General features: G+C 30.0%; 22 protein-coding genes, 1 other RNA gene and 1 pseudogene. 9 read left to right on the top strand and 15 right to left on the bottom strand.

The genetic code is table 11. The features are described from left to right. The first annotated feature begins 7 nt into the window (after positions 1-7). From ICMP_RS02865 to ICMP_RS03505, 3 genes and pseudogenes are all read left to right on the top strand, one after another. The gene (locus ICMP_RS02865; protein ID WP_041069799.1) at positions 8-313 is read left to right on the top strand and encodes a DUF883 family protein; all 306 of its coding nucleotides are present in this window, start codon (positions 8-10) and stop codon (positions 311-313) included. 3 nt (positions 314-316) lie between these two features. Continuing rightward, entirely contained in the window at positions 317-706 is a 390-nt protein-coding gene (locus ICMP_RS02860) for a phage holin family protein (protein WP_041069796.1), read from the top strand. 16 nt (positions 707-722) lie between these two features. Continuing rightward, positions 723-965: pseudogene (locus ICMP_RS03505) on the top strand (YqjK family protein); the annotation flags it as partial. Positions 966-1,009: 44 nt separating this feature from the next. On the opposite strand, the gene rnpB reads toward ICMP_RS03505, so the two are convergent. From rnpB to rpsU, 6 genes are all read right to left on the bottom strand, one after another. Then, positions 1,010-1,386: RNase P RNA component class A (gene rnpB / locus ICMP_RS03330), an RNA gene on the bottom strand. Positions 1,387-1,414: 28 nt separating this feature from the next. Continuing rightward, positions 1,415-2,290 carry a 16S rRNA (cytidine(1402)-2'-O)-methyltransferase gene (gene rsmI / locus ICMP_RS02850; RefSeq protein ID WP_041069790.1) on the bottom strand — a complete coding sequence of 292 codons (876 nt, stop codon included), beginning with the start codon at positions 2,288-2,290 and terminating at the stop codon, positions 1,415-1,417. 70 nt (positions 2,291-2,360) lie between these two features. Beyond that, a complete protein-coding gene (gene pmbA, locus ICMP_RS02845) occupies positions 2,361-3,701 on the bottom strand; it encodes a metalloprotease PmbA (protein WP_041069788.1) in 1,341 nt (446 codons plus the stop codon). 152 nt (positions 3,702-3,853) lie between these two features. Beyond that, positions 3,854-5,713: an RNA polymerase sigma factor RpoD gene (gene rpoD, locus ICMP_RS02840; protein WP_041069785.1), complete on the bottom strand. Its 1,860-nt coding sequence runs from the start codon at positions 5,711-5,713 to the stop codon at positions 3,854-3,856. A 178-nt stretch (positions 5,714-5,891) separates the two neighbouring features. After that, a complete protein-coding gene (dnaG, locus tag ICMP_RS02835; protein WP_041069782.1) occupies positions 5,892-7,643 on the bottom strand; it encodes a DNA primase in 1,752 nt (583 codons plus the stop codon). A 120-nt stretch (positions 7,644-7,763) separates the two neighbouring features. Next, entirely contained in the window at positions 7,764-7,979 is a 216-nt protein-coding gene (gene rpsU, locus ICMP_RS02830; protein ID WP_041069779.1) for a 30S ribosomal protein S21, read from the bottom strand. A 161-nt stretch (positions 7,980-8,140) separates the two neighbouring features. Here rpsU and tsaD point away from each other — a divergent pair, with 161 nt between their 5' ends. Continuing rightward, a complete protein-coding gene (tsaD, locus tag ICMP_RS02825; protein ID WP_041069776.1) occupies positions 8,141-9,166 on the top strand; it encodes a tRNA (adenosine(37)-N6)-threonylcarbamoyltransferase complex transferase subunit TsaD in 1,026 nt (341 codons plus the stop codon). 112 nt (positions 9,167-9,278) lie between these two features. Further along, positions 9,279-9,626 (top strand): dihydroneopterin aldolase, encoded by a 348-nt coding sequence (gene folB / locus ICMP_RS02820; protein ID WP_041069773.1) that lies wholly within the window; start codon positions 9,279-9,281, stop codon positions 9,624-9,626. A 51-nt stretch (positions 9,627-9,677) separates the two neighbouring features. Here folB and ICMP_RS02815 read toward each other — a convergent pair whose 3' ends face one another. Next, positions 9,678-10,919 carry a multifunctional CCA addition/repair protein gene (locus tag ICMP_RS02815; RefSeq protein WP_041069770.1) on the bottom strand — a complete coding sequence of 414 codons (1,242 nt, stop codon included), beginning with the start codon at positions 10,917-10,919 and terminating at the stop codon, positions 9,678-9,680. 150 nt (positions 10,920-11,069) lie between these two features. Here ICMP_RS02815 and ribB point away from each other — a divergent pair, with 150 nt between their 5' ends. Next, on the top strand, positions 11,070-11,717 hold the full coding sequence (ribB, locus tag ICMP_RS02810) for a 3,4-dihydroxy-2-butanone-4-phosphate synthase (protein WP_041069767.1): 648 nt from the start codon (positions 11,070-11,072) through the stop codon (positions 11,715-11,717). 803 nt (positions 11,718-12,520) lie between these two features. On the opposite strand, the gene metC is transcribed toward ribB, so the two are convergent. Beyond that, positions 12,521-13,711, bottom strand: coding sequence for a cystathionine beta-lyase (metC, locus tag ICMP_RS02805; RefSeq protein ID WP_041069764.1), 1,191 nt, complete (start codon positions 13,709-13,711; stop codon positions 12,521-12,523). A gap of 1,025 nt (positions 13,712-14,736) precedes the next feature. On the opposite strand from metC, the gene ICMP_RS02800 reads away from it, so the two are divergent. Beyond that, a complete protein-coding gene (locus ICMP_RS02800; RefSeq protein ID WP_041069761.1) occupies positions 14,737-15,963 on the top strand; it encodes a phosphopentomutase in 1,227 nt (408 codons plus the stop codon). A 53-nt stretch (positions 15,964-16,016) separates the two neighbouring features. Beyond that, the gene (gene deoD, locus ICMP_RS02795) at positions 16,017-16,736 is read left to right on the top strand and encodes a purine-nucleoside phosphorylase (RefSeq protein ID WP_041069758.1); all 720 of its coding nucleotides are present in this window, start codon (positions 16,017-16,019) and stop codon (positions 16,734-16,736) included. Between the two features lie 232 nt (positions 16,737-16,968). On the opposite strand, the gene ICMP_RS02790 is transcribed toward deoD, so the two are convergent. Beyond that, positions 16,969-17,214, bottom strand: coding sequence for an oxidative damage protection protein (locus ICMP_RS02790; protein ID WP_041069755.1), 246 nt, complete (start codon positions 17,212-17,214; stop codon positions 16,969-16,971). A 183-nt stretch (positions 17,215-17,397) separates the two neighbouring features. Between ICMP_RS02790 and trmB the strand changes: the two genes are divergently transcribed. Beyond that, entirely contained in the window at positions 17,398-18,105 is a 708-nt protein-coding gene (gene trmB, locus ICMP_RS02785; protein WP_041069753.1) for a tRNA (guanosine(46)-N7)-methyltransferase TrmB, read from the top strand. Between the two features lie 39 nt (positions 18,106-18,144). Here the strand turns inward: trmB and hemW are convergent, their stop codons facing one another. From hemW to ICMP_RS02755, 6 genes are all read right to left on the bottom strand, one after another. Next, positions 18,145-19,290 carry a radical SAM family heme chaperone HemW gene (gene hemW / locus ICMP_RS02780; protein ID WP_041069750.1) on the bottom strand — a complete coding sequence of 382 codons (1,146 nt, stop codon included), beginning with the start codon at positions 19,288-19,290 and terminating at the stop codon, positions 18,145-18,147. Positions 19,291-19,645: 355 nt separating this feature from the next. Next, entirely contained in the window at positions 19,646-20,338 is a 693-nt protein-coding gene (locus tag ICMP_RS02775; RefSeq protein ID WP_041069747.1) for a YggS family pyridoxal phosphate-dependent enzyme, read from the bottom strand. 95 nt (positions 20,339-20,433) lie between these two features. Continuing rightward, complete coding sequence (gene ruvX, locus ICMP_RS02770) at positions 20,434-20,850, bottom strand: Holliday junction resolvase RuvX (RefSeq protein ID WP_041069744.1); 417 nt, start codon at positions 20,848-20,850, stop codon at positions 20,434-20,436. After that, the gene (locus tag ICMP_RS02765; protein WP_041070188.1) at positions 20,850-21,437 is read right to left on the bottom strand and encodes a YqgE/AlgH family protein; all 588 of its coding nucleotides are present in this window, start codon (positions 21,435-21,437) and stop codon (positions 20,850-20,852) included. The genes ruvX and ICMP_RS02765 overlap by 1 nt, the downstream gene beginning before the upstream one ends. A 54-nt stretch (positions 21,438-21,491) precedes the next feature. Next, positions 21,492-22,442: a glutathione synthase gene (gene gshB / locus ICMP_RS02760; protein ID WP_041069741.1), complete on the bottom strand. Its 951-nt coding sequence runs from the start codon at positions 22,440-22,442 to the stop codon at positions 21,492-21,494. 361 nt (positions 22,443-22,803) lie between these two features. Beyond that, complete coding sequence (locus ICMP_RS02755) at positions 22,804-24,201, bottom strand: sugar porter family MFS transporter (protein WP_041070186.1); 1,398 nt, start codon at positions 24,199-24,201, stop codon at positions 22,804-22,806. Between the last annotated feature and the right edge of the window lie 20 nt (positions 24,202-24,221).

Raw genomic sequence — 24,221 nt, 5'->3', positions numbered from 1 at the left:
GAATTCTATGTTTAAAGATTCATCAGATAGTCTACGTGAAGAAATAAAAAATTTAGCAGATACATTAGACGAAGTGCTGAACAATTCTAGTGAAACCTCAAAAGACGAATTAGATAATATTCGTGATCAAGCTCGAAGTGTGTTAGAGATTTCAAGAGAACGCTTAGAAGAATCAGGTGAGCACCTAATGGAAAGTACACGTAAATTGGTTAATTATGCTGATAGTTATCTTCATAAGCATCCCTGGTATGGTGTTGGTCTAGGTGCTATTTTTGGTGTTATGTTAAGTATTTTTATTTATTCTGAAAGTTAAATTATGGCTGATACCCGGCAGATAAATGGTCCAGCAAAAGGTATTATACATCTTGCAGAAAAGATTATCTTTATCTTAATAAAGATAATCGAGACAAGAATACGTTTAGGTATAGTGGAGTTAGAAGCAGAAAGAGCCAATATAATACAAATGTTACTTATGATTGGCTTAACTTTGCTTTTCACGACATTTGGTTTAGCAAGTTGTTTAGTTTTATTGATATTATCAGTAAATATAAAATATAGTGTTATTATTGTCAGTAGTACTGCTTGTTTATTTTTTGTTTGTGCATTTTGTTTGAGTGTCTGGGTATTTCAAAAGTCACGTGAATCCCGTTTATTAATTTATTCTCTCAGAGAATTGAGAGAGGATCAAGAATTAATGAAAAAATAGTGGAAGATGATTATCTATGGGTCAGCATAATAAACGAATGGCATATATACGGATGTTGCTCAATAGATTACAACAGCTGCGTCGTGATTTGGTTTTAGAAAAACGGGCATTGTTGATTGAAACGGCAACTTATGATAGGTTATGGTTTATTTTGAGGAAAATCAATAGTTATTTTAAGATAATAAGTAGTATATTGGCCATATTTTCCGTACGTGGTTCCAATATGTTAATACGATTCTTAAAAAGGATTATATATATATGGCGCATATGGGGTATGGTGAGATCTACTTATAATAGCTTTTTAGCAGAAGCTAACCGATAAGCCGGGTTCTGTCTTGGACAATCATTCATCTAAACTAAAAATCACTTTCTAGCTCAAGCGACCTACCCGGGTTCATCATACGGGCCGTACTTATATATATAACCCCTATTTGGTCTTGCTCCGAGTGGAGTTTACCCTACCAACACTGTTACCAGTGTTGTGGTGTGCTCTTACCACACCTTTTCACCCTTACCTTACTTAATTTAATTATATAAATACTTAATAAATAAGGCGGTTTGTTTTCTGTGGCACTAGTCGTAGACTCACGTCTCCCAGATATTAACTGGCACTCTGCCCTATGGAGCCCGGACTTTCCTCTCCTTTGTTACTACAAAGCAGCGATTGTCTAGTTAGCTTCTGCTACTGCTAAGATAATAGAATATTTTCTAATATTTGTCATGGCTTTTTTGTTGATTCAAATAATATTTATATAAATCATTTTTTCTGATGTTATGTATTTTAGATGTTAAAGAAATAGATTTTTTAGGAGATAGTTCCTGTTGTAATAAATATAATGTGCGTAATACTTCACTATTAAGGTTTTTTCTATCCTTTTTATATCCCTCAATAACTAATACTATTTCTCCTTTGGTACTATTTTTAGTATTTTTTAACCAGCATAATAATTCTTCCGCAGAACTACCACGTATTGATTCCCAATACTTAGTAAGTTCTCTGGCTAATATGATATAACGTTCATTACCTAATTCAATTACTATGTCATAGATTGTATCTAATATGCGATGTGGGGATTCATAAAAAATAATAGTTCTAGATTCTAAACGAATAGATCTTAGTTTATCACACCGTGCTTTTCTTGTAGCAGGTAAAAATCCTTCATAACAAAAACGATCAGCAGGTAATCCTGATGCACTTAATGCTGTTATGGCAGCACAAGGACCAGGTAGTGGTACTATTCTAATACATAGCTTTCGGCAGTTACGTATTAGATAGTATCCTGGATCATTGATAAGTGGTGTACCAGCATCTGATACTAGAGCGATGCTTTTACCTTCTTGTAGTTTTTTTATTATTAATCGGGATTTTTGTTTTTCATTATAATTGTGCATTAATAAAAGCTTGGTATTTATGTTAAAATATTTTAGTAAAAACCCTGTGTGAAATGTATTTTCTACAGCAATTAGATCCACTTTAGATAAAACTATCAATGCACGATTAGTGATATCTCCTAAATTTCCGATAGGGGTAGGTACAATATATAAAGTACTTTTACAAATATCCGTAAAAATTATTGATTTCATTTGTTTATTAGTTTTTGCTTTAGGATGAAAAACTATTCTTTATTAATGCTGAATAATTCAATTTTTCTATTTAGTTACCAGCAATATTCATTTCTGGAATTAGTACTGAGCCACATTGAATATTACTTCTTGTTTCAATATCATTACCTATCATTGCTATACTACTCCACATTTCTCTCAAGTTACCGACAATAGTTATCTCATTTACAGCATATTGAATCTCTCCTTTCTCGACCCAAAAACCAGCCGCTCCACGAGAATAATCTCCGGTAATTATATTCACACCTTGTCCTAAGAGCTCAGTAACTAATAAACCTGTATTCATTTGTCCTAATATATCTTTTAAACTATATTCTGGCCCGGATACAAACCAGTTAGAAATTCCCCCCGCATGTCCGGTACTGTGCAAATTTAGCTTACGAGCTGCATAACTTGCTAATATCCAAGTTTGTAATATCCCATTTTTAACTATAGATCTCCTTTGAGTGAGAACTCCTTCAGCATCGAATGGAACAGATGCTAATCCTCGATAGATATGTGGTTTTTCTGTAATATTTAGCCATGCTGGCATAATTTGTTTTTTTAATGAATCAAGTAACAACGTAGATTTATGGTAAACACTATTACCACTAATAGCTGCTGTAAGATGTCCAAATAAACTAGGCGCGACTTCAGCAGAAAAAACTACCGGTGATTTCATCGTAGTGAGCTTACGAGCTTCTAATCTACTAATAGCTCTTTGTGCACATTCCGTACCTACCCATTGAGGACTTTTTAACTCATCTATCACTCTAGAAATTGTATAAGCATAATCTCGCTCCATGCCAACTTTTCCTTTAGCAATAACACAACTAGAAATTACATGATTACTAGAACAATAACTTTGTAACATACCGTGACTATTACCAAAAGCTTTAATATTAACATGGGAGCTAAAATTACCACCTTCTGTATTAATAATACGCTTATCTGATTTTAAAGCAGTTTGTTCTGCACATGCGGCTAATTCAATAGCTTCCGATATCTCCCCTAGCCAAGGGTGATAGAGATCAAGTTCAGGAGCTTCGTATGCTAATAGATTAGCTTCTGCTAAACCGGAAAAAATATCAGGAGAAGTAGAGCAAGCTATATCAATAGCAGCTTGTAAGGTCCGATTGATCGCAGGATAACTAATATCATTAGAAGATGCACTACCTTTACAGTTATTTTTATAAACAGTAATACCTAAAACCCCATCATTATTAAATTCTATATTTTCTGCTATACCATATCTAGTACTAACATTAATACCAGTAGTTTTACTTACACCTACTTCTATACTAACAGCATTAACTTGAGCTAATTCAAGTGCTTGCTTTACCGCTTCTTCCAATAACTTACGTTGTTCTGCTACTTGAGTAAATGAATTCATACAATTGCCATATACATGTTATAATTTTATCCATATTAATAATATCGTAATTTAAAAATTTTACAATAACCTTCTAAAGAAGGAAATCGAAATTGTTTTCTTATAATATATTTATTATGGAAATATTTTTATATAATGAAATAAAGTTTCACTTATCTAGATTTTATATCTATACTTTTTTCGTGTTCCTCTAAAAAGCTACGCAACACTTCTGAGCGGCTAGGATGTCTTAATTTACGTAAAGCTTTTGCTTCAATTTGACGAATGCGTTCACGAGTTACATTAAATTGTTTACCCACTTCTTCTAGAGTATGATCAGTACTCATATCAATTCCAAACCTCATACGCAAAACTTTTGCTTCACGTGCAGTTAAACCAGTAAGGACATTTTGTGTTGCAGTACGTAAACTATCTGAAGTTGCTGAATCTAATGGTAATTTTATAGTGTTATCTTCTAAAAAATCACCTATATGTGAATCTTCATCATCACCAAGAGGTGTTTCCATAGAGATAGGTTCTTTAGCTATTTTCAGTACCTTACGTATTTTCTCTTCGGGTATTAACATGTGCTCAGACAGTTCTTCTGGCGTAGGCTCATGTCCAGTTTCTTGTAAGATATGCCGTGAGATGCGATTAAGCTTATTAATAGTTTCAATCATATGAACTGGAATGCGAATAGTACGAGCTTGATCCGCAATAGATCTAGTAATTGCTTGACGTATCCACCAAGTAGCATAAGTAGAAAATTTATAACCTCTTCTATACTCAAATTTATCTACTGCCTTCATTAGACCTATATTTCCTTCTTGAATTAAATCGAGAAACTGTAATCCACGATTGGTATATTTTTTAGCAATAGAAATTACTAATCGTAAATTGGCTTCTACCATCTCTTTTTTAGCTCTTCGCGTTTTCGCTTCACCGATTGCCATACGGCGATTAATATCCTTTATTTGTTCTATTTTTAAACCTGTTTCTTGTTCTATTACAATAAGCTGCTGCAAACATTGCATGAGATGCTTTTCCATCTCTTCAATGTTTTGATAGTTATTTTTATGCTTAATTAATATTGATTTCAATAAATCAATATTAGTTTCATTTCCGGTAAACATTGCTATAAATTTCTTTTTTGGAAATTTATACTGTTCAACATAAAGTTTCATGATTATTCGTTCTTGACGACGAATTCTATTCATGATGTGACGCATATTGTTTACTAAGTAAGAGAATTGTTTAGATACCAAACGAAATTGTTTAAAGATATCAGACAGTTTTTTAATTTCCTGAAGAGCATCTATATGTTCTCTTCCTTTATTTTTAATAACTCTCGCAGTCAGTTCAAATTGTTTACGAAGTAGGAGAAATTTTTCTCTAGCTAATTCTGGATCAATTGTATTATCATCGTCTTCATGATCATGATCTTCTTCATCGTCGTCCAGATCTATATTGATCTTTCTTGACACAATATGATCAGGAATGAAAGTAGGTTCTATTTTAGCATTAGGATCAACAAAACTACTGATTAAATCAGAAAGTCGTAATTCTCCGGAATCAATTTTATCATACTGATCTAGTAAGTAAATAATTGCTTTTGGGTATTCTGCAACAGATGATTGAATTTGATTAATACCATCTTCGATGCGTTTAGCAATATCAATTTCTCCATCGCGAGTTAATAACTCTACAGACCCCATTTCCCGCATATACATTCTTACTGTATCAGTGGTAGTACCTATTTCATATTGCACTTCACATAACACTTGAGCCGCCACTTGTACAATATCTTCATAACTGCTATGAATATTTTCATTTAATATTAGATCATCAGTATCAGGTGTTTTTTCTACTATTGGAATACCCATATCGTGTATCATTTGAATGATATCTTCAATTTGTTCAGAATGGCTGATATCGTTTGGCAGATGATCATTAAGATCAGCATAGGTCAAATAGCCTTGCTCCTTACCTCTAGTGACAAGAAGTTTAAGCTGTGACTGTGAACTTTGCTCCATAAGATGGTATCCATAAGTTTTTTGAATTAAGATAGTTATTGATCAATATTGATCAACGCTGTATGAGCGAAGACATTAATAAATATTGCACGCTGCCTTCTGAGCGTGTAAAATAATGAGAATCATCCAGGATGAGATGAATCGAATTTTAAAAAATCATTCTTCACGGATTTTAACATTATATATTTATTTTTTTTGACAAAGCTTGATTTAAAGACCATAGTTCATGTTTATCTTTTGCACTTAATATTTTAATACGAGAACGAGCAATTAGTTTCTCAAGACGATGTTTTATTACAGTGTCATAAAGATTAGTTAAAGCATCCTGAAATACTTTTTCGATTGCTTCGTCTACTACCATGTGGTTCCAGGAGGCTAATATTTCAAGTGGTCGCATAAAATTTGTTCCACGATATATTTCTATTAACTGAGCTGTGGTTGATGTGGGATTTTCATTACATATTTTAACGATATCTATAAATAGAGATAAACCACAAAGATTAATTTTTTTTAATTTTTCTAAATTAGGAACAAAACGGGATAACGTGGGATTTTGCAATAATAATGCTATTAACAAACGCATGGTAGTATGCTTTATTGTAGGTGATATAACATTGTTTATTTTTTTATTTAGAAATATCACCTTATCCAGCTGACTGTCATTCAATATTCCTACTTTTTTACCAAATTCTTGACGTAAATAAATACTCATCATACTTCCTGGTACTTTAATAATTAATGGTATTGCTAACATGCTGAAATGTGCTTTTCCATCAACTGTATTCAAATCTACCTGAGAAATTAACCTATTAAACATAAAAGAACAAAAAGGTATAGCTTTTTTCAAACGTACTTCAAATGCTGTTTTGCCTTCTTTACGTATTAATGAATCTGGATCTTCTCCTTTAGGTAAAAACATAAATCGCATTTGACGACCATCTTTCATATGGGATAGTGACTTTTTAAGTGTACACCACGCAGCATTATACCCTGCATTGTCACCATCATAGCAACAAATAATAGTATCTGTGTAGCGAAACAATAATTGAATTTGTTCTCCTGTAGTAGCAGTGCCTAATGTTGCTACACTATAATGGATACCAAACTGTGCTAAAGTCACTACATCAGTATAGCCTTCTACTAATAGTAGACAATTTTTCTTATCATGATGTTTATTGATTTCATATAATCCATACAGATAATATCTTTTATGAAAGATCTCGCTGTCGGGTGAATTAAGATATTTAGGTATATTATTTCTTATTGCTCTTCCACCAAAACTTATAATACGCCCGCGTTTATCTCGAATTGGAAAAATTATGCGATCACGAAAAATATCATACAGTTTATTTTGAGCATTTTTTACAATCATGCCCAATTTCATGAGTAAGTTAATTTGTTTATTAGATATAGCAAAATGCTTAATAAGATTTTGCCAACCTGGAAGAGCATAACCAATCATAAAATCATTAGTAATTTCTTTAGTAAATCCTCTACTATTTATATATTTCCTAGCATGTATAGCAAGTTCTTGGTTTAAATTATATTGATAATAAGTAGCTATTTTTTTCATTAAATCGTAAAAACTTTGGCGTGAGAAAGTATCGTTAATATCTGTTGGGATGTTTTTTTCATAAATTATATTTAAACCATGATTAATAGCTAATTCTTCTATAGTTTCTATAAAATTTAATCTATCATAATGCATTAAAAAATCTATAGCATTACCTCTTGACCCACATCCAAAACAATAATAAAATTGTTTTTCATTATTTACTACAAATGATGCATGTTCTTCAATATGAAAAGGACAGCAAGCATAGAAATTTTTACCTTTTTTTTGCAAATTAATACGATTACCAATTACATGTACAATATCCGTACATGCTAGTAAATCATTGATAAAAACCTGGGATATTCGTCTATACATAGACTGTTATTTAATTTTATAGGTTATTAATAATCGTACTTCCTGAAAACATAGAAAGCACGATATCTTAATATATTGATTTAAATAGTTCAATATTTCTGAGACTAATGTGCTAAAAAATTAATACACACGCGAGCGACGTGCACTTTCTCTAGCGATTTTCTTAGCCTGACGTTTCATAGCAGATGATTTAGCTCTTTTACGTTCTGTTGTTGGTTTTTCATAAAACTCACGGCGTCGTATTTCAGCTAAAATACCTGCTTTTTCGCATGATCTTTTAAATCTACGTAGTGCCACATCAAATGGTTCATTTTCACGTACTTTAATTACCGGCATTTCATTCTCACTTCAAGATTTGATCTCATTTTCTGTTATTTAATAAAATTATAATTTTAATATAAAAAAAGCTACTTTGTAAAGTAATATAATAAGCTAATATTAATTGTTAATATATATATTATAATTAACTATATTTTTTACTAAAAGTACAGCTAATAATGAAAATAATAGGAATTGAAACATCGTGTGATGAAACAGGAGTGGCAATTTATGATGATAGATTGGGTATATTGAGTAATCAATTATATAGTCAAGTTAAGTTACATTCTAATTATGGCGGAATAGTTCCAGAATTAGCTGCTAGAGAACATGAAAAAAAAGTTATTCCCTTAATTCAAGCAGCAATGCACGAAGCTGGTCTGAAATCCAAACAGATAAATGCCGTAGCTTTTACTGCAGGACCTGGCTTAGTAGGCTCTTTATTAGTAGGAGCTACAATAGGACGAGCACTTGCATTTGCATGGGATGTACCAGCAATTCCCGTACATCATATGGAAGGTCATTTATTATCACCTATGCTTGAAGAAAAAACAATAAAATTTCCTTTTGTAGGTTTATTAGTTTCTGGAGCACATACACAATTAATTCTTGTTCATGGTATAGGAGAATACATATTACTTGGTGAATCAGTAGATGATGCTGTTGGAGAAGCATTTGATAAAACAGCTAAGCTTTTAGGACTAAAATATCCTGGTGGTCCAAATTTGTCTAAATTAGCAAAAAAAGGTGAAGAGGGACGTTTTATTTTTCCACGACCTATGATTAATCATTCAAATTTTAATTTTAGTTTTGCTGGTTTAAAAACTTTTGTAGAAAATTTTTTTGAAAAAAATAAAAATAATGATAATGAACAAATGCGAGCTGATATTGCTCGAGCATTTGAAGATGCGGTTGTCGATATATTAGTAATTAAGTGTAAACGTGCACTAAAATACACAAATTTAAAAAGATTGGTACTTGCCGGAGGTGTTAGTGCTAATATGAGTTTACGTCAAAATATGACAAAAATGATCAAATCTTGTAATGGGGAATTATTTTATACTAGTCCTGCTTTCTGTACAGATAATGGAGCAATGATTGCTTATGTTGGTATGATAAGATTTAAACGAGGAGAATATAGTAAACTTAACATCATAGTTCGTCCACGATGGGCATTATCTGATATTGCTAGTATCATAAATTAATATTTATATCAATTTAGTGACCTGTCAAAGATATAATGCCAAAAATTGAGGCATAATTAACATTTCTATGTTCATAACATATAGAACAATATTATTTAATGGATAAATTATCATGGATGTTATCTTTATTAAAAATCTTACATTATTTACTAAAGTAGGCATTTATGAATGGGAGCAACAAGTTAAACAAAAACTAGTGCTTAATATTGAAATGTTATATGATAATACGAATATATTAGTAGATAATTTTTTAAATTACACTGAAATATCAACAATGATAGTTGAATATATAGAGAGTAAAAATTTTACTCTTATAGAATATGTAGCAGAAGAAACAGCAAATTTAATTATGAATCATTTTCCAGTTAAAGGGATTTATATTGAAGTAATAAAAATTAATGCAATTGCTCAAGCAAAACAAGTTGGTATACGTATTAAACGTGGCATTACCTTTAATTAAAAATTATCTTTTAGCAGAATTATTCATTAAATATTTTTTAATAACTTAAAGTTACCAGATAAGAGAATCATTATATTGTAACTCTTTTATTTTAATTTGTAATATAGCAATGCGCTGTAAGGTAAGTTCCTTTCTTAATTCAAGTCCTTGAAAACCTTTTTTTATAATATCTTTTATGGGTACAGATTGTGCACATTTAAAAGCTATTTTTAAATAATTTCCTTGGATGTAATTTAGATTTTTATATCTACTATAAAAATCTGCTTGGCTAACCATTGCTAGTTGATTAATACGATCTGGTTTACGCCAAGCATCTATTCTATCAAACATTAATATCAAATCTTTTGCTGAATAATATTGAACATTATGTACGAAATTATGGTATTCACTCACAATTAATGCCAAATCACAAGTAGCATTAGGTACATGTAATCTCTTGCATAAATTCTTAATAATGGATATCCCAGTTATATTATTTCTATCGGTAGTTGATAATTTTTGGTCTGGTATCCATGCGTTTCCTACTGCATGTAACAGTGCAGCAAAACGAATATTAACATTATTAGATAAAGTAGCAGCTTTTTCTAAAGTTTTAAGTGTATGTAAACCAAGGTTAATTTCACTATAATATTTCTTGGATATAGGAATACTATAAAGTACATCAATTTCTGGAAAAATAATTTTTAAAGCTCTACACGTACGCAAAATTTTAAAATATACTTGGGGATTACTGGAATGTAGTGCTTTCTCTGTTTCTTTCCAAATTCTTTCAGGAGTTATGTAATTTAACTCGCCATTATTAACCATATCTTTCATTAATTGTAAAGTTTTTTTAGCTACTTTAAAATTCAGGTGAGCAAATTTAGCTGCAAATCGAGCTACTCTTAAAATACGTAGTGGATCTTCAGTGAATGCTTCAGAAACATGACGTAATACACGTTTGTTAATATCATCTCTACCGTTATAAGGGTCAATAAGATTTCCATCTTCGTCTTGTGCAATGGCATTAATTGTTAAATCTCTACGGCGTAAATCCTGTTTGAGAGAAATATTTGGAGAATATTTAGTAACAAATCCCGTATATCCCTTGCCGGATTTATACTCAGTGCGCGCAAGCGCATATTCTTCATGGTTTTCTGGATGAAGAAATACTGGAAAATCACGACCAACTTGTTGATATCCTTTAGCTATCATTAGCTCGGGAGTGGCTCCCACCACTACCCAATCTTTATCTTTAATAGGTAAATTAAGTAGTGCATCTCGTACTGCTCCACCTACAAGAAATATTTTCAATTAATAGACTCCGCAATTTATTAAATATTTCATTAACTTCAGTATACAAAACACACTAATATGATGCATTATTAGTTTTATTTATCTTAATTTAAATATTTTATATATTAAGATTGATGATGTTCTGTTATACCAAGGTAATATAATCCTATGAATACTTTATTATTTTCTGAAATTGATAGCTCACTTCAACGTATAGAACGTGCTCTTACATCTTTGAGAAGAGGCAATGGAGTTATAATAGTAGATGATGAAAATAGGGAAAATGAAAGTGATATAGTTTTTGCAGCAGAGACTATGTCTGTTGAGCAAATGGCTCTTACTATTAGACACGGTAGTGGTATTGTGTGTTTATGTCTTACAGCTAAACGTTGTCAACAACTTGAATTACCCCTAATGGTAACTTGTAATACTAGTACTTATGGAACAGCCTTTACGGTAACAATTGAAGCTGCTAAAGGTATAAAAACTGGTGTTTCAGCCAAAGATCGCATTACTACTATTCGTACAGCGATTGCCGAATATGCTAAACCACATGACTTAAATCGTCCTGGTCATGTTTTTCCATTATGTGCTCGTAATGGTGGGGTACTTGAACGTCGAGGACACACTGAAGCAACCATAGATTTAGTAACTTTGGCTGGTTTTAATTCAGCTGGAGTACTTTGCGAATTGACTAATGAAGATGGTTCTATGACTAGAGATGTACAAGTAACTAGATTTGCAAAGCAATATAATATGCCAATTATAAGCATCGAAGATTTAGTATGTTACAGAAAGAAAAAAGCAATATCTTAATTAAAAGTAATCTTCATGTTATGAAAATGTAAACAATGATATATTAGAGGATAGGTAATATAACTTTTGCTGATATTTTATGTAAAAATAATTTATATGATTAATCTCACTCATTTAACTGAATAATAAAAAATTTAATTTTAGGTATTTATATATAATATCCGTAATAATATATAAATTCAAATGTATAGTCAGAGATGATAACTAACACTATTATCATCTCTGTATGAGATTATATCCATAATACAGTAAAGTTAATGATTTAGATTAATATTCTCAGTATTAGAAATAGTGAAAATTAAATTGTATAGTACATTATTTATATTACCTAACAAGTCAATAAAGAAAATGACTTTTTATATAGATATTCTATGTGATCTTTTTAAGATTAAAAGGAATATAATCCAAAGTATCAGGATGTGAATGTGAGGATATTAAAAATAGTTAACATGAATCATGGAGCCTTAGATAACTAATGTAATATCCAATAACAGCATACTAAACTACTAATTAGATAATTGAAATATATTTGATTATATTGTTGTAGTGCGGAAATACGTTTTATAGTAGTGCTAGTTAAAATATTTATTACAAAATAAAAAACTATACTGATAATAATGCACGAACTATATGGGTGCGTTTCAGGCAGGTACCTGAATCAAATGATTACTTAAGCATATATTTGTTAAGTAATACTCAGACAATACCTGCCGCATTCAGCAATAGTAAATATTATTACGGATATAATATCCTTTGATAATAAGATATATCTTATTCTTAATATATAATGTATAATTTTTATATTAACAATTTATACGTTTAAATCCTTCAGCTAAATCATTAATCAAATCATTAACATACTCCAAACCAATATGTAAACGCACTAATGTTCCCTGAAAATCTATTGTCGTTGTAGGACGAAAATAGGCTAATTCTTCTGGTTGGCTAGTCATAATTAGGGATTCATATCCCCCCCATGAGTAAGCCATACTAAAATAACGAAATTTATCTAAATAATTGGCAAGTTGCTCTTGTGATAAGTGTTTTTTTAATATAAAAGAAAACAGTCCATTACTACCAGTAAAATCACGTTTCCAAAAAACATGTCCTTGAGATTCAGGCAAAGCGGGATGATTAACACGTGCTACTGCAGGATGATTACTTAACCATTCTGCTATCTTAAGCGCATTTTCTTCGTGTTGACGTAGACGGACGCTTAAAGTATGTAAACCACGATGAGCTAAATATGCTGTATCAGCATCTATCATTTGTCCCATGGAATAAGAATGTTCACGCAGTTGTTCTAAGCATCGTTCATTTACTACAGCTGTACCTAGCATGATATCACTATGTCCACTTAAGTATTTTGTGCCTGATTGAATTGAAATATCTACTCCTTTATCTAAAGCTTTAAATAGTATACCAGCGGCCCATGTATTATCTATTATGATAACTACATTCGGAGATTTTGCTCGTATCGCTTTAATAATAGTCGGAATGTCTTGCACTTCCATAGTAATGGAAGCAGGAGATTCTAAAAATACTACACGTGTATTAATTTGAATTAGGTCTGCAATATTACTACCAATATTATTATCAAAAAATGTTGTCAAAATATTAAATTTACTAAGTATTTGAGTACAAAATATTATGGTAGGCTCATAAACTAAATTACTTACTAATATATTATCCCCGGATTTTACAAAAGCTAATATTGAGTTAGATATTGCAGCTACTCCACATGGATATAGTACGCAACCAGCTCCATTTTCTAATTGACTCATTGCTTCTTGGAAGGCAAAATGTGTCAATGTACCTCTACGACCATAAAAAAGCTTTCCTTGTGTACAACCAAAAGTAGCTTTTTTTTTCTCTATTAATGAGTCAAAGATTAGTGAAGAAGCACGTTGAATAATAGGATTTACTGCACCTTTGGTATAGTGTTTACTTCTGCCTGCATGGATTAATGTAGTATCATTTTTTTTAGTGATCATGTTTTTATTTTACTCATTCAATTATCGTAATTTTATATTTTATCATAAATAGTGAATATTATTTGTGTATTAATTATTAATTTTGACTTAATTAATAGTATAATTAATAGTATAGATAGCATTGATTATTTACGATTTGATAAGAACTATCAAATAGTTGTATATTTGCAATTATTTCATATACAGATACTACCAAAATTACGTTTTACTACATACAACATACCGGGATTACCTCCTGTAAAAGTTCATAATAACACTATTAACTAATGTGTGAAAATTAATATACAAACTGCATATATTACTTACGTGTGTGTAGTAAATTGATAAATACACCTGTTTTATATTGAAATATAATACCAACAACTGACGGACCATTATGGAACATACGAAGTAATATGACATATTATATCATGGATTGAGTCGCTTTTTATAAATGGCAGATATAAAATCTGCAAAATGTATTAAATTAGACAATAATAAAGATATTATTGACGCTGATATTAATTTTTATTGCATATATTGCAAATATAAAAATTACTGCACCGCAAGTTTTTTATTTTAGTTGTTGATATAATTTAAATAATAATTATTATAATAAGTGATTTGTTGAATTATCAGAAGAATCGTAGGTGCTTTTTGAGAGTTATTTGGACAGTAATTTGCCATGGTTATCATTATTTAAATCTGGCAAATTCATTTACTTAAATAACGCTATCATATATAATATAATCTAAAAAATTATTTATGAATAAATTACGATAATTAGTGGTGATTTAAAAAATAGTTTAGTATGGCAATCATCAATTGCCTATTCCAGGTTGTCGCCGAGTATAGAAATATACTATAATAACAAGCTACGGAAATAATTTTTTCATAAAATATGAGAACATATCGATATATAATATATTTAACAATTTTTTAATAATAAATATTTATATATTGATGTTAATTTAAGCTTAATTATTACTTTTAATAATCTATTAAATGTATAACATAGAGTATTTACAAATAAGAAAATATTTTTAATGAAACGTGCATTTATTTTAATACTTGATTCTTTGGGAATTGGTGCTAGCAAAGATGCTTATAAATTTGGTGATGATGGTGCTGATACGTTGGGTCATATTGCTGAAGCGTGCTTTAAAGGTAAAGCTAATATAAATCGCAAAGGTCTATTATATATTCCAAATTTAACTTCTCTTGGATTAGCAAAAGCCGCTAATCTTTCTACAGATCGTATACCTCTTGGCCTAGATATACTAATACCTAGTATAGGTGCTTATGGTTATGCCAGTGAAATTTCATCTGGTAAAGATACTACTACAGGACATTGGGAAATTGCTGGAGTTCCAGTGTTATTCAACTGGGACTATTTTGAATCTAAATATAATAGTTTTCCTGAAGATTTATTAAATAACATAGTTCAAATAGCTAATTTACCCGGTTATCTTGGAAATTGTCACGCTTCAGGTACAGATATTATTAATGAGTTAGGTGAAATCCATTTAAACACTGGAAAACCTATCTTCTATACTTCTGCTGATTCAGTTTTTCAAGTTGCATGTCATGAAAAATTCTTTGGATTACATAAAATATATAAATTATGTGAAATTATTCGTAAAGAATTAACGCAAACTGGATACAATATTAGTCGTGTAATAGCTAGGCCTTTTATTGGCACTACTATAGGTTCTTTTGAACGTACAGGAAATCGTCTTGACCTAAGTATGAGTCCTCCCTCTTCTACTATATTTAAAAAATTAGTTGATGAAAAATCTGGGGAAGTAATTGCAATTGGTAAAATAGCTGATATTTATTGTCGGCAGGGTATCACAAAAAAAATTACCGCTAATGGAATTAATGAACTATTTGAGGCTACTATTACAGCTATCATAGATAATAAAAAAAATAATTTAATTGTAATTACAAATTTTGTTGATTTCGATTCAATGTGGGGTCATCGTAGAAATATTGCAGGATATGCCAAAGGTCTTGAATTATTCGATCGCCGTTTACCTGAAATTATTTCTATTATGGAAGAGAATGATATTCTTATTATCACAGCAGATCATGGATGTGATCCAAGTTGGATCGGAACCGATCATACGAGAGAACATATTCCAATTTTAATTTATGGTCATAAAATTGATCCTATCTGTATAGGCTATAGAACTACTTTTGCTGACATAGGACAAACACTAGCGTCTTATTTTAATATTTCACCTATGAAATATGGCAAAAATATCTTTTAATTTTATTGTACTATAATACATCCAATTAATATATTTACATTAGGAAAATACAAATGGCAACTACACATATTAATGCTAAACCAGGAGATTTTTCTGAGATAGTTCTTATGCCTGGAGATCCATTACGAGCTAAACATATAGCTGATAATTTTTTAGCTAAATCTTTGGAGATTAGCAATATACGTGGAATGCTTGCTTATACTGGTTTTTATAAAGGATTAAAAATTTCTGTTATGGGGCATGGAATAGGAATTCCTTCATCTTCAATATATACTAAAGAAATAATTACTGATTATGGAGTAAAAAAAATTATTCGCATAGGATCTTGCGGTTCAGTAAGAAAGGATATCAAGTTACGCGATGTGATAATTGGAATGGGAGCTTGTACTGATTCTAAAGTAAATCGCATACGTTTCCATAATCATGATTACGCTGCTATTGCTGATTTTGGAATGTTGCATAATGCGGTAGTCGCAGCTAATAAACTTTCTATTAAAGTTCATATTGGCAATCTTTTTTCTACAGATCTTTTTTATTCAGCTGATAAGCAACTAATAAACACTTTAGAAAAATATGGAATTTTAGGAGTTGAAATGGAAACTGCAGGTATTTATGCTGTTGCTGCTGAATTAGGTGCAAAGGCTTTAAGTATTTGTACTGTTTCTGATCACATTCATACTGGAGAATTGACTCCTCCGTTAGAGCGTCAAACATTATTTAATGATATGGTAAATATTGCACTAGAATCCATTCTTATGAACAGTAAATATTAATTTATATTTAATAACTGCAAGTGGGTGCTGCTTATAGCCGCATAATTGTATTTGTAGTAAGTAATTAAAAATTTTAGTATAATATGAATGAACAATCGGATACGATCCGATCGTATTATTCATAATACTCAAAAAATAAATTAATAAGTATATTTATTTTACGATGACTTACAGTTTGTATTCAAAAAATTAAGAAAAGTTTCAGTTTATGAAACTTTTCTTTCTGATTGAACTAAAGACATTTATTCTTGATAGAAAGAAAATTTATCATTTCATTTTCTAAAAAAAAGCGATCTTCTGGGTTAATCAGATTAAGTTTTTTCTCATTTATTATCTTAGTTTGCTTTATTATCCACTCTTTCCAAGCTTCTTTAGAAATATCATTATAGATAATTCTACCTATCTTACCTGGATATACTTGACTCTCCATACCTTCAGTCTCACGTTGTAAATAAGTACAAAATATTTTGCGTGCCATGAACGAACCTATTATAAATTAATTTGTTGAGTAACTATAAACCATATATATTCTTTTTATGCAATAAGGAATATATATAACTATATAGTTATATCAGATAATTTGTTAAAAACTGAGTATACAAATATAATCTTTATAAAGTTATAATTTTAAATTACTATTAACTAAAGAGGTTTAACAGTAATGATTAATATATGTCAAAACAAATATAACAAAAATACTACTCAATTTTTCTATATACGTAGTTTTGTATTACGTCAAAGACGATTGACAAAACATAAAAAACATATTATTGAAAATAAGTCAAATTTACTAGTAAATTTCAGTTACGATACTATTAATATGGTTTCATTATTTGGCAATGATGCTCCAGTTGTAATGGAAATTGGATTTGGCCGAGGTGATTCATTAGTTGAGATGACTAAATTAAATTTTTCTCAAAATTTTTTAGGTATAGAAGTATATATACCTGGTATTAGCAGTTGTATTAATTTAGCAACGAGAGAAAAAATTACAAATTTACGCTTAATACATCATAATGCCGTTGAAGTATTAGAATATATGATACCTGATAGTTCATTATTTACAGTACAACTTTTTTTTCCTGATACATGGGAAAAAAAACGTCATAACAAAAGAAGGATTGTTCAAATTCCCTTTGCGGAATTAATACTAAGAAAACTAAAGATAGGAGGGTTTTTTCATATAGTAACCGATTCTAAAAACTATGCAGAACACATTTTAAATATCCTAAATGGCATAAGAGGATATAAAAAACAATCTGTTTATTCTGCTGTAACTCGGCCTTCAAACAGAATTTTAACGAAATTTGAACAACGTGCGCATATAATGGGACAGGAGATCTGGGATATTAAATTCCTGAAAGTGTAAAATATATTTTATTCATATATAAAAAACACGTTGTTTCTATTAATTATTATTGATAAATATTTGTAATAAAGAATTAAGAAATAACTTACCTTTTTCTGTAGTTTGCCAATTTTTATTATTCTCTGTGATATAACCTTCAGAAATAGCTTGAATTATCTGCGGTCTTATAAAATCTTCGGATATACCAGTATAGTCCGTAAATTCTTTACGTGGAATAGGTTCTATAAGGCGAAAACGATTTAGGAAATATTCAAAAGGTATTTCTGATTCATTGACTTTCCAGATTTTATTTAAATATATACCTTTCATAAAAATACGAGGATGATTTGTTTTAATAGTGCGTATAATACGTCCATCTAACTGAGTTAATTTACCATGTGCTCCACAACCGATTCCTATATAGTCTCCAAAGCGCCAATAATTAAGATTATGGAGACAATAATAACCTAACTTAGAATATGCAGATACTTCATATTGATAATATCCTGATGATTCTAGTAATTTATGCCCATGTACAAAAATATCCCAAATTATATCTTCATCAGGCAATTTTGGTGGACATGAGTAAAATAATGTATTTGGTTCAATAGTTAACTGATACCAAGAAATATGTGGAATATTATACTTAATGGCTTGATTGAGATCATCTAATGCTTCTTTCAGACATTGTTCAGTAAACCCATACATAAGATCAATATTAAAACTACGTAATTTTAGTAATTTTATTGCTTTAATAGCATATTGAATTTCTTTTATGCCATGATTTCGACATAATAATTCTAAATGTTTCTGTTTAAAAGTTTGTACACCCAGTGAAATACGATTTATACCAGCTTGTTGATAATATTTAAATTGATTACTATATATTGTTTCTGGATTAGCTTCTATAGTAATTTCAGCATTATTAGAAATAGGTAATAGTATTTTTATATGATTTATTAAAATATTTATCGCTTTACTATGAAGCAAAGTCGGCGTGCCTCCACCTATAAAAATAGTATTGATTTCTCGCGGTACTATTAATGGCAAATTTTCTTGTAAATCATCCAGAAGGTGTTTTACATATTCAAAATGAGGTATTGTTTTATCTGAAGCATAAGAATTAAAATCACAATAAGGACATTTTTTCACACACCAAGGAATATGAATATATAAACTTAATGGTGGTAAATTTTCATTAGGCATTGTATTAATTAAATCTATAAATGATCGTTTCTATACAGGTATTAAGTTGTAAATTTTAAAATTACCAGATGATTTTATTAATAGATATCATCTCAACAACAGGATTCTAAAACTTAGAATGAAAATTCTAATTATCTGCTATAAAAATCCAAAAACTCAATTCTTGAATCTAAATTCTAATATTGTGAAATATTTTGTTAAAGTTATTATTAATCATGATTGGAAAGAATTTTTTATTTTTTAATAATTGCAGTTTTTCTAAAAAAATAACTAATGATTTTAAATCAAGTTATATCAAATAAAGTTGAGATACATCAGAAAAAATCTTATTGAGCGATAATTCTCATAAACAATTTTACTTATCTCTACTACCAAAAATAGCAGTACCTATACGTAATAGAGTGCTTCCAGCAGCAATTGCTGCTGCCATATCATCACTCATTCCTAAAGAAAGAGTATCTATATCAGGATATTGTAGTTTCATAGAATGAAATATTTTTGACATTTTCTGATAAATAGAAAATTGTAGCTTGTAGTCCTTTTCACGAGCTGGAATAGTCATTAAACCACGTAGTTTAAGGTAAGGAAGATTATTATTTATAACTTTAGCTAATGTTGGTAGTATGTTCAAATCAACACCAGATTTACTATCTTCACCACTTATATTTATTTGTATTAATACGTTAAGTGGAGGTAAGTATGTAGGACGTTGATCATTTAAACGTTGAGCAATTTTTAAAGAATTAATGGTATGACACCAAGTAAAATTTTCTGCCACTAGCCTACTTTTATTTGATTGTACTGTACCTATAAAATGCCATTCTACAGATAAAAAATTGTTTAATTGCTGAATTTTTTTTATAGCTTCCTGTACATAATTTTCACCAAAAAATCTTTGTCCAAATTTTATTGCTTCTTTTATCTCACTTATAGATTTATTTTTACTTACAGCAAGTAATTTAATATCCTTTGGATGACGCTGATATTTTATAGCATGTAACATAATTTGATTACGTACTTCATTCAAGTTTTCTTTTATTGATATCATCTTGATAAGATATAAAAATTGATATAACTACTGAATTAATATAACATATATTTATTCTGTACGTATAAAAAAATACGTCAATTTATTAAATTGGTTTAATTTTCATTAAACCAATCTTGTAAAATAATTACTGCGGCCTGTGAGTCTACTTTTTGTTTATTAAGTCCTCTATAGCCACTTTTTTCAAACAATGTTGCATATGCTTCTATTGTACTTAAACGTTCATCTTGCATTTCAACTGGTATATTAAAATAATTTCTTAAGTAATTCGCAAAAATTTGAGCTTTATTAGTGATGGGTTGTTTAGTACCATCCATATTTAGCGGTAATCCAACTACTAGCAAATTAGGTTGCCAATTACTCATTAATTCGGCAACTTCGTTGATATTGGCTACGCCATTTTTTGCTATTAACGCATTTAGGGCATACGCTGTTTTCGTTAATTGTTGACCTATAGCCACACCTATACTTTTAGTTCCGAAATCAAAAGCCAGTATAGTTTTTACTAACATTATGCGTGTCCTACATTACAGTTAATAGTGTATATATTAACTCCGATAGTTTTCGCTGCTTCATACCATCTATTAGCAATAGGAGTTTCAAAAATCAAATTATTAGTAGCAGGAGTAGTTAACCATATATTCTCTAATATTTCATTTTCTAGTTGATTTTTTTTCCACGCACAATATCCTAATGCTACTAATAAATTTTCTGGTTGTTTTATAGTACCAATAGTTTCTAATACATCTCGTGATGTAGTTATTACAGTATTCTCTGAAATGTAAATGCTAGAAGCATATATAGAAGATTGAGCAGAATGTAAAATAAAACCTCGATCAGCCGCTAACGGTCCACCAACAAATACTATTTTCTCCAATCTATCAACAAAATTATTTTTGCGTAATTTTGCTTTATTGCTTATGGATTTTATTTTAAGTTTTTGTAAAAAATTTTTTACTGTCAAGGTTTCCAATGGTTTATTAACGATAATGCCCATCGCCCCTTCTGGACTATGTTCACATATATAAATTACTGAGCGTCTAAAAAAAGGATCCTGTAATGCTGGCATCGCGATTAGAAAATGATGCTTTAAATTCATACTCATATAATACCCCAATAATCACTGGGTTAGTCTCCACAATGCTAAATACTGCTAAAATGAGTGTATACGTTTTTCTAGGCAATTCATTAACATACTAGTAATAGAAATTGGATAAGCAGCTTCAATTTCCCGCACACCAGTTGGACTGGTAATATTGATTTCTGTAACTTTATCTCCAATGATATCTAAGCCAACAAAAATTAAGCCTTTTTCTTTTAGAATAGGAGCTAACTGAAGTGCTATATTTAAGTCACTTTTGGTAATGACACGCACTTCCCCATGCCCTCCAGCGGCAAGATTAGCACGTGTTTCTTTTAATAAGGGTATACGAGCAAGACAATATGGAACAGGTTGACCATCAATAATCAATAAACGTTTATCTCCATCTTTTATAGCTGGCAAATAATTTTGTGCCATACAATATGAACTACCATTATTTGTCATCACTTCAATGATAACAGAAACATTTGGATCGTCTGCTTGGATACGAAATACTGAGGTACCTCCCATGCTATCTAGTGGTTTTATTATAATATCACCATGTTTTTGCCAAAAAGATTTTAGCCTATTTTTATTACTGGTCACCAAACTATCTGGGATTAGTTTTGGAAAACATGTAGCATAGATTTTTTCATTACAATCTCTCAAACTACATGGCCTATTAACAACTAAAGTTCCTAATTTTTCAGCATGTTCAAGGATATAAGTAGCATAAATAAATTCTGTATTAAAAGGAGGATCTTTACGCATTAGTATGATATTTAATTCATGTAATTGTATTTCCTGTACGTTACCAAAAGAAAACCATTCATTGTAGTTTTCTTTAACATTTAGTATATATGTCTGTGCACAAGCAATACCATTACGTAAAAAAAGATCATGTAGTTCCATGTAGTGAATTTCATAACCACGTTTTTGTGCTTCTAATAACATCGCAAAACTAGTATCTTTTTTAATATTAATAGATCGAATAGGATCCATTACTATGCCGAGTTTAATCATTATTATTCACTTAATTAGGATATTTAATATTAATAATACCCGATATAATATAAAAACAGAAGTTATTTTTCTTATTACGAAGAGATAATTTTATATACAAATTTTTTAAATGTTGATGTTGCTACTGTGTAATGAAATGAAATTTTTTAAACATATTTAGATAAACTAATAATATCATATATTATTGCTAAAATGATAGCATTTAAATAGATTTAAAAAATTTTATTTAAAATACATATTAATATACTAAAAGTTGTTGATTTTATTGTAATATTCTGCAAAATGACAATTAATAAAAATATAATTACTATATTGAACAATAAATGGCGAGCCCAATTTATCGCCATTTATTATATAGAAGTTATTTCCTTGAGCCAATATCTCTTAATTTATTACCTGACATTAAATTACGTTCAATATGTTCTAATGAAATATTGCTAGTTTCTGGTATGAGTAATAATGTTAATAATACGAAAATTAAATTCAATATCGAATATAACCAAAAAGTATTAGCATTACCTAATTTGTTTAAGAGTGTTAAAAAAGAGCCTCCTACTACTAAATTAGCAATCCAGTTAGTAGAAGTAGAAACTGTAAGGCCAAAATCACGTCCTTTTAATGGCTGAATTTCTGAACATAATACCCAAATTAAAGGACCAGCACTCATTCCAAACCCTCCTATAAATATTAGCAACATAGCGACCGCCAAATATTTATCTAATGTTGTATGAACTCCTATATGTAAAATCGTAGCCAATGCAAACATAGCAATTGACATTATTAGAAAACCTAACATTAACAGCGGTCGACGTCCCAAACGATCTACTACACCAATAGCTATAAATGTGGCAAATACGTTCACCACGCCTACTATTATAGTACCTATCATTTTTTGTGTTACAGTAGCAAAGCCAGCTATTTCAAATAATTTAGGTGAATAGTACATTATTATATTCATACCAGTAAATTGTTGCATTATTTGCAATAACATCCCTAATAAAACTGCTCTACGAAAATTACAGTTACTCTTAAATAACATCCATCCAGATTGTTTTAATTTTAAGCTTTCACGAATTTCTGTTAATTCATTTTTGGCTTGATCAGTACTCTCACGTAATCTATCTAGTATGCGCTTTGCATCATCAAAATATCCTTTAGCTGCTAACCATCTCGGACTTTTAGGCAAGAAACAAACACTAATCAACAATATTAAAGCAGGTATAGTAATAATACCCAACATGTAACGCCAATTACCATTCACGCTAAAAGCTGTATCAGAAATATATGCCACAAGAATACCGATAGTAATCATTAATTGATAAAGTGAAATCATACTACCGCGAATATTTTCTGAAGCTATTTCAGATAAATACAGTGGAGTAGTATAAGATGCGATACCTACTGCTAAACCAACTATTAAACGGGACACAATCAACATTTGTGGAGTAGTAGATTGTGCACAAAAAATTGATCCACTAACAAACAATAATGCACCGGCTATTAAACTGTTTTTCCGCCCTAGAAATTTAGACATCCATCCATTACTTATCGCTCCAATAGCAGCACCTAACATCATAGAGCTAACTATCCATTCTTGTTGATGTATTGTAACATGAAATTCTGTAGTTATGAATGGTAAAGCCCCAGCTATAACTCCTATATCTAAACCAAATAATAATCCTGCAAGAGCAGCTAAAAAACATACAAAAAAACTAAATAATTTATTTGATATTACATTTTGATACATATTATCAAGCATTTTGCCTCCGCAACTAATAA

This window comes from Candidatus Ishikawaella capsulata Mpkobe (genome assembly GCF_000828515.1).
In the GTDB taxonomy this organism is placed as follows: Bacteria; Pseudomonadota; Gammaproteobacteria; order Enterobacterales; family Enterobacteriaceae; genus Ishikawella; species Ishikawella capsulata.
The sequence above is the reverse complement of the archived record's forward strand: the minus strand, read 5'-3'. Positions and strand labels throughout refer to the sequence as shown.

Bases quoted from the DNA above. Each gene is read 5' to 3' on its own strand.
- metC (WP_041069764.1), bottom strand. From the start codon at position 13,711: ATGATCACTAAAAAAAATGATACTACATTAATCCATGCAGGCAGAAGT.
- ICMP_RS02775 (WP_041069747.1), bottom strand. From the start codon at position 20,338: ATGATATCAATAAAAGAAAACTTGAATGAAGTACGTAATCAAATTATG.
- ruvX (WP_041069744.1), bottom strand. From the start codon at position 20,850: ATGTTAGTAAAAACTATACTGGCTTTTGATTTCGGAACTAAAAGTATA.
- rsmI (WP_041069790.1), bottom strand. From the start codon at position 2,290: ATGAAATCAATAATTTTTACGGATATTTGTAAAAGTACTTTATATATT.
- dnaG (WP_041069782.1), bottom strand. From the start codon at position 7,643: ATGTATAGACGAATATCCCAGGTTTTTATCAATGATTTACTAGCATGT.
- ICMP_RS02755 (WP_041070186.1), bottom strand. From the start codon at position 24,201: ATGCTTGATAATATGTATCAAAATGTAATATCAAATAAATTATTTAGT.
- ICMP_RS02860 (WP_041069796.1), top strand. From the start codon at position 317: ATGGCTGATACCCGGCAGATAAATGGTCCAGCAAAAGGTATTATACAT.
- ICMP_RS02790 (WP_041069755.1), bottom strand. From the start codon at position 17,214: ATGGCACGCAAAATATTTTGTACTTATTTACAACGTGAGACTGAAGGT.
- ICMP_RS02865 (WP_041069799.1), top strand. From the start codon at position 8: ATGTTTAAAGATTCATCAGATAGTCTACGTGAAGAAATAAAAAATTTA.
- gshB (WP_041069741.1), bottom strand. From the start codon at position 22,442: ATGATTAAACTCGGCATAGTAATGGATCCTATTCGATCTATTAATATT.
- folB (WP_041069773.1), top strand. From the start codon at position 9,279: ATGGATGTTATCTTTATTAAAAATCTTACATTATTTACTAAAGTAGGC.
- trmB (WP_041069753.1), top strand. From the start codon at position 17,398: ATGATTAATATATGTCAAAACAAATATAACAAAAATACTACTCAATTT.
- ICMP_RS02765 (WP_041070188.1), bottom strand. From the start codon at position 21,437: ATGAATTTAAAGCATCATTTTCTAATCGCGATGCCAGCATTACAGGAT.
- ribB (WP_041069767.1), top strand. From the start codon at position 11,070: ATGAATACTTTATTATTTTCTGAAATTGATAGCTCACTTCAACGTATA.
- pmbA (WP_041069788.1), bottom strand. From the start codon at position 3,701: ATGAATTCATTTACTCAAGTAGCAGAACAACGTAAGTTATTGGAAGAA.
- hemW (WP_041069750.1), bottom strand. From the start codon at position 19,290: ATGCCTAATGAAAATTTACCACCATTAAGTTTATATATTCATATTCCT.
- rpsU (WP_041069779.1), bottom strand. From the start codon at position 7,979: ATGCCGGTAATTAAAGTACGTGAAAATGAACCATTTGATGTGGCACTA.
- deoD (WP_041069758.1), top strand. From the start codon at position 16,017: ATGGCAACTACACATATTAATGCTAAACCAGGAGATTTTTCTGAGATA.
- ICMP_RS02800 (WP_041069761.1), top strand. From the start codon at position 14,737: ATGAAACGTGCATTTATTTTAATACTTGATTCTTTGGGAATTGGTGCT.
- rpoD (WP_041069785.1), bottom strand. From the start codon at position 5,713: ATGGAGCAAAGTTCACAGTCACAGCTTAAACTTCTTGTCACTAGAGGT.
- tsaD (WP_041069776.1), top strand. From the start codon at position 8,141: ATGAAAATAATAGGAATTGAAACATCGTGTGATGAAACAGGAGTGGCA.